Here is a 5,028-nt window from a genome sequence, read left to right as displayed (position 1 = left end):
AATTGATGTGCGATCGTGAGTACCGGATGCCGAATTTCTGCTCGACGAGTGCGACAATGGCCTCCCTGGTCCAGCGTGGCGTCCGGATTCCCTGAAGTCCAGGTGCATGTTTGATTGCAGCGACGAGCCAGCTCAGACCCTCTGCAGGAAGCTGCCTGCGGCGTCCGACATCGCTCAACTGTAAGAGCGACCGCGTGCCGCCGGCCTTGAACAGCGCAGCATAGCGGCGAGCCGTGGCGGGGCTGAGTTCAAGTGCCGCCGCTACCTGCTGGATGGTCTGCCCCATTTCCAGCATCTCCGCGGCGATAGCGCGCCGGTCTGTCCACGGCGGTCCGCGAAATCCATCTTTCTCTTCCATTGTCGCCACCCATCACTGCCTGTTTGTGATCGCAAAAATAATTACAGGTATCTCACGCATGCGCAATCAGGCTCTCCCAAATTTCTGCCTCCCCATTGATCGCTGTGTATGCCAGCAGAAAGCAGAATTAGCGAAAGCGGATTGAAGGCGATCTTTGCCATAGTGGAGCGCATGACGACACCAGGCGCCGGGCCGCCACCGGCCAGCGCAATTCGCTCACACAAGCGGAAGCCGGCTTGCGTCCACCAACGCCGTCGGCCTTCTACCGACTGTCATAGGTCGCATCACGCGCAATTCCTAGTGCGCCACATTACGAGGTCTGTGTTATGCGCGATCTAGAGGAGTTATGTAACGCATACCAAGCCATGGCGGACGCACGAGGCCAGTTCCAGCGTCTCGTTTGTAAGGGCGGCAACCCTGAAAGGCACGACGAACTACTGCTGCTGATGACAGCGCTCAATGCCGCCACGTACCGCTATCTGGCCGCCGTCGCCGGACTTGGTGAGATTGACGACGCGCAGTCACGATGAGGCGTGCCAGGGTCACGCATGTCTGCGCTGCATTTGCTGGACGCCGCTACGGCCAGTGGTACGAGATAACGCCGGTCGCAGCATGAATTGCAATAAAGCTCTTTGATTCCACGCGAAGACGCATCATATTGGTGGTAAGTTCCGGGAACCGGAAGCCCCAGCATCAACGTGGGACAAGCTAACCAACCAGTTGTGAAAAGCCACAATCGGACGTTCGTCGACCGGTGCACATGGAAAGCTGCACGCCCACAGATTCGTCGACAACGGCCATCAACCGGGCGACGTGACGCTGATAGCGCGTCCACAACCGCGTCTCCATCGCATATCAATTTAGCAGTTCTGAATATTGTCTTGCCCTCGCCTCCCAAGTCGGCCCACAGGACATTCAGACGTCACGACGGTCCTCTTTGGTTGTTAGCTTGGTCCTCCTTCCGCCGGGACGACAAGCACCTAGCACGTGATACGTCCTTCCGCGCCATCTGCAAAACAGGGACATAGACTGGTCGCTGCGGGCTTTCGACATCACCCTCAGGCTGGCGCGTGGAGGACCCGCGGATGGAAGCCATAGATTCCAATAACACTGGATCCATGCGTAGAAGTGTTAGCGTTTAAGGGCAATACAAATTTCAGGAGAAACACATGTTTTTGTTAATGGGAATTACAGGAAGCGTAGGCGGCGCAACGGCCCAATATCTGTTGGCGCAAGGCAGGAAAGTACGGGCACTGGTCCGCTATCGCGAGCAGGCGGCGAACTGGGTGGATCAAGGTGTGGAACTCGTCAACGGCGACTGGGATGATGCGACCGCTGTAGAGAGAGCGCTCAAAGGGGCGAAGGTGCATTTGTCATGCTGCAGGCTGTCTGGGCACACTCGCCTGATCTCAGAAAAGCAAAGAACACGATTGCGAACTATGTCGAAGCGATGACCAGGGCAACGCCGCCTCGTGTGGCTGTGCTCTCGTCGGTGGGTGCGAACAGAACCAGCGGGCTGGGAATGATCACAGCCCTATCGCTTCTAGCGCAAGGACTACGCCACCTGACGTTGCCGATCGCCTACGTGCGAGCCGGCGGTTTCTTCAGAAATTTCCTTTACGGTCTGCACGTCGCCCACGGCGGCACGCCCCCCGTCTTCTACAACGCAACAAGTCGGAAGTCGACTATGGTCGCGACCGACGATATTGGCGCCGAGGTGGCTAGGCCGCTGGGCGGGCCAGTGTGGTCCGGGCATCGTGTCGTCGAGCTTGGCTCCATGATCAGCGCGGACGAAGTCGCGGCCCAACTGGGCAAAGTCTTGCAGCGCGACGTCAAGGCCTTTGCCATCCCGCGGGCCGGGTGGCCAGCAGCGTTCGAACAGTTCGACGTCCCGAAGGGACAGACCGGACCGGCCGAAGCGATGTTCGATGCCGTTGTGGGCCACCGCAAAGACATCGCGAGGGGACGTCGTGCCCGCCACGTGCTCCGTACCCGCTACGCCGAGATCCATCCAGCCGGTGTTGACCTCCACCGCGTAAATTGGCCGGGAGCCAACCCGTCGACACTAGTGGCTGTGCCGCTGGCGTAGGCTCGACCGTTGTAGATGTGGATGCGGGCGCAGCCAGGCCGATGGACACCACGGCGCTGCTGGCGGATGTCTACGCATTTATCTTCGGACAGCAGCGATTGGTGGCCGGCTCGGTGCATAAGGCCAACGAATTATGAGACTCAATCCGTGATTCGGGCAACCGCTCCCTCCCTCACTACTTTCGTGCAGCTACACCACCGCACGCACTCACGCTGGTAGTCGTTGCCGCTCCCCACAAGCTACGCAACCGCGTGATTCACAATCTTCGCCTCGACCGGAATGATGCAATGGACCGCGAAGTCAATCTCGCCTACGCCGTGCATCGTAGAATCGGCTGTAGCAGCCGGACACGCAGTAGCCTGAGGACATTATCGCGAGTGCCACCATCCTCAGCATCACGCGAGAATCAGAATCGCCGGAGATTCCGGTCGCGATCGGTGTCCGGAGTTCTCATCACCTCACGCAGCACGCCGCTCGCGTCAAAGGCGAAGTGGTACATCATAGGTGTGATATTGTTCTCTAAATAGCGATACGACCAGATTTCGCGTTGTGAACGACGGAAAAATCCGCTTTCCGCCGGCGGTCCAAAATTGCTCCGCACTTCATCGCTTGTCCACTTGCCGATCTGCGCCCGTTGGAATTCGCTGAGCTGCAGCACCTGGCGAACATTCACGATCTTGCCCGATGCATCGATGTCAGCGACGACGTTTGTCGTACCCATCGGCTGCGTCGGCCACATGAGCCGGCGGCCTCCGTCTGGGAGCTCATGAATTTCACGCGGCTGACCCATTCGCGCAATGATCGCGGATTGATCCTCGCCCGCATGAAACTGCTGCCACGGCTGGGCGCAACCTGCCAGCGTCAACGCTGAAGCCGATACCACCACTGCATGGCGCAAAGCTGTGAGAACACGAGGCATTCGTGTCACCGAGTCCAGAATACGCGCAGCGTCGACTAACATGAATTCTTTCCCTTGATCGCGGCAACAGATCACCGTCGACAAGCCCCTTGTCGAGCATTCCCGCGCATTGGTGCTCACACTCCTGCTGGTCTTATGAGCACCAACATGTCGAGGAACGGCCTCTCAACCCAGCCGGCGAGTCTACTGATGGCCACCGCGTATATTGCCGGCCACACCGCCGGCGACACCTCCGATAATCGCACCGGTCCACGCGTCGCCACCTGCGATCGCCGCAATGCCCGCGCCTCCGGCCGCCCCGATTGCCGCGCCGCTCATCGTGCCCTGCTGACGCGGAGTCATATCCGTGCAGCCGATGACGGTAACGAGGGTGCCCACACTTGCGAACCATCCAAATCGTTTCATGATCGGTTTCCTCACTGATTCTTCTGCAGACCGGGCAAAACCATTTGAAACCAGAGGGTTTCAATTACGGGGTGCTGGATCATTGCAGGATTCGAGGCGTAATAGTTGTCCAACCCCTGGCGCACGCCGTCGAGCGTCTGTCCCTTCATGCCCTTGCCAAATCGCAGCGAGATATCGTTGCTGCTCGCGCTATTGCCGGCATAGGCGCGCTCGATCTCGAGCAGATTGGCGATGCCGACGAGATACGCTTTCTTTTCCGCTTCCGAAGACGCCGCCCACTGCTGCCCCGTGACAATGGGAATGCCCTGAGCGTGCACAACGTTGCCCATCATTGGCAGTATCAGGAGACTCAGAGAAAACAGCGTTCGCCAATGCGATTTGATTGCCATCACATCCTCCATGAATGTTGTCCCGCGGCCTTCCGGAGACTACACCCGGAAACGTCGATCGTGTTCTGCGACTGACTGGTCGGCATGTCTCGTTGCAGCCGCTCCATGCACAGCGCGCTCCCACACAGACTGCTGCTCATCATTTCCGCCTGCATCTTTTATACTGAAATTGCCGATTGATACAGCCCGTTTGCTAACGATTTCCCCCTTCTTCGACCAGCAAATGTTGGGCATGCGATGGCCTGCAGTGCGCCATCCCGATCCATCATCTGGATACCTGATGAAAACCCTGAAATACGATTCGCGCACGACGTGTCCAGGCAGCCAGCTATTCGAGAATAGATCAGAATTGCCGCACTGGCATTACAGCATGCCGAATCGGGGAAAAGGCAAATCGCGAAACCGGCGGATGCTCTCTGCCGTTCGCTGCGGAGAGAAGATGCCTGCCATTGGCGGCCCAAATAGTTCGCGAATGGGTAAGCTTGTCCAGTGCTCGCCATCCTTTCCGATACGCTTGTGTACGGTTTTACTCACGCGGTTAAATACGCCTTTGTGTCAGCTTTTGAATGATCGGCGGATTCACGGGCCGCGTCCCGCAGCCGACGCGGCGGCGAGCAATACAGTGTCCTTCCATGAACGCACGACCATGTCACGGGAGCCTGTGTGAATTCACCTGCCCTGCGGGGCGCTCACCTTTCGTTCGGCGCTCAGGGACACGGGCGTATGCGAATCGGCGATATCCACCCAGCCACCGCCCATGGCCTGATACACGCTGATCACCTGGCTATAGCGCGAGGCCTGCAGGCTGGCGAGGGTGAGCTCGGCGGAGAACAGGTCGTTTTCGGAACTCAGCACTTCGAGATAGCCG

The 5,028-nt window shown here is 58.5% G+C and carries 7 protein-coding genes and 1 pseudogene; 3 read left to right on the top strand and 5 right to left on the bottom strand.

Translation table 11 applies throughout. From position 1 onward, the window contains the following. The coding region (locus tag U5A52_RS42610) for a helix-turn-helix domain-containing protein (RefSeq protein WP_321940382.1) at nt 1–358 on the bottom strand (358 nt) is incomplete at its 3' end. A 365-nt stretch (nt 359–723) separates the two neighbouring features. Between U5A52_RS42610 and U5A52_RS42605 the strand changes: the two genes are divergently transcribed. The 3 genes from U5A52_RS42605 to U5A52_RS42595 all read left to right on the top strand — a co-directional run bounded on the left by U5A52_RS42605 (nt 724) and on the right by U5A52_RS42595 (nt 2,447). Then, nucleotides 724–888 carry a hypothetical protein gene (locus U5A52_RS42605; RefSeq protein WP_321940380.1) on the top strand — a complete coding sequence of 55 codons (165 nt, stop codon included), beginning with the start codon at nt 724–726 and terminating at the stop codon, nt 886–888. A 639-nt stretch (nt 889–1,527) separates the two neighbouring features. Next, nucleotides 1,528–1,812 carry an SDR family oxidoreductase gene (locus U5A52_RS42600; RefSeq protein ID WP_321940379.1) on the top strand — a complete coding sequence of 95 codons (285 nt, stop codon included), beginning with the start codon at nt 1,528–1,530 and terminating at the stop codon, nt 1,810–1,812. Beyond that, nucleotides 1,734–2,447: a nucleoside-diphosphate sugar epimerase gene (locus U5A52_RS42595; RefSeq protein ID WP_321940378.1), complete on the top strand. Its 714-nt coding sequence runs from the start codon at nt 1,734–1,736 to the stop codon at nt 2,445–2,447. The genes U5A52_RS42600 and U5A52_RS42595 overlap by 79 nt, the downstream gene beginning before the upstream one ends. Nucleotides 2,448–2,853: 406 nt before the next feature. Here U5A52_RS42595 and U5A52_RS42590 read toward each other — a convergent pair whose 3' ends face one another. From U5A52_RS42590 to U5A52_RS42575, 4 genes and pseudogenes are all read right to left on the bottom strand, one after another. Continuing rightward, nucleotides 2,854–3,366, bottom strand: coding sequence for a hypothetical protein (locus tag U5A52_RS42590; protein ID WP_321940383.1), 513 nt, complete (start codon nt 3,364–3,366; stop codon nt 2,854–2,856). Nucleotides 3,367–3,549: 183 nt separating this feature from the next. Beyond that, nucleotides 3,550–3,771 (bottom strand): hypothetical protein, encoded by a 222-nt coding sequence (locus tag U5A52_RS42585; protein WP_321940376.1) that lies wholly within the window; start codon nt 3,769–3,771, stop codon nt 3,550–3,552. A gap of 11 nt (nt 3,772–3,782) precedes the next feature. After that, nucleotides 3,783–4,160 (bottom strand): hypothetical protein, encoded by a 378-nt coding sequence (locus U5A52_RS42580; RefSeq protein ID WP_415774144.1) that lies wholly within the window; start codon nt 4,158–4,160, stop codon nt 3,783–3,785. 669 nt (nt 4,161–4,829) lie between these two features. Beyond that, nucleotides 4,830–5,028, bottom strand: a pseudogene (locus U5A52_RS42575) (hypothetical protein); the annotation flags it as partial.

Source organism: Paraburkholderia sp. J8-2 (genome assembly GCF_905220195.1).
Lineage (GTDB): Bacteria > Pseudomonadota > Gammaproteobacteria > Burkholderiales > Burkholderiaceae > Paraburkholderia.
The sequence above is the reverse complement of the archived record's forward strand: the minus strand, read 5'-3'. Positions and strand labels throughout refer to the sequence as shown.

Excerpts from the sequence above, each read along its gene's own strand:
- U5A52_RS42605 (WP_321940380.1), top strand. The coding sequence starts at position 724 with ATGGCGGACGCACGAGGCCAGTTCCAGCGTCTCGTTTGTAAGGGCGGC.
- U5A52_RS42600 (WP_321940379.1), top strand. The coding sequence starts at position 1,528 with ATGTTTTTGTTAATGGGAATTACAGGAAGCGTAGGCGGCGCAACGGCC.
- U5A52_RS42595 (WP_321940378.1), top strand. The coding sequence starts at position 1,734 with ATGCTGCAGGCTGTCTGGGCACACTCGCCTGATCTCAGAAAAGCAAAG.
- U5A52_RS42590 (WP_321940383.1), bottom strand. The coding sequence starts at position 3,366 with ATGCCTCGTGTTCTCACAGCTTTGCGCCATGCAGTGGTGGTATCGGCT.
- U5A52_RS42585 (WP_321940376.1), bottom strand. The coding sequence starts at position 3,771 with ATGAAACGATTTGGATGGTTCGCAAGTGTGGGCACCCTCGTTACCGTC.
- U5A52_RS42580 (WP_415774144.1), bottom strand. The coding sequence starts at position 4,160 with ATGGCAATCAAATCGCATTGGCGAACGCTGTTTTCTCTGAGTCTCCTG.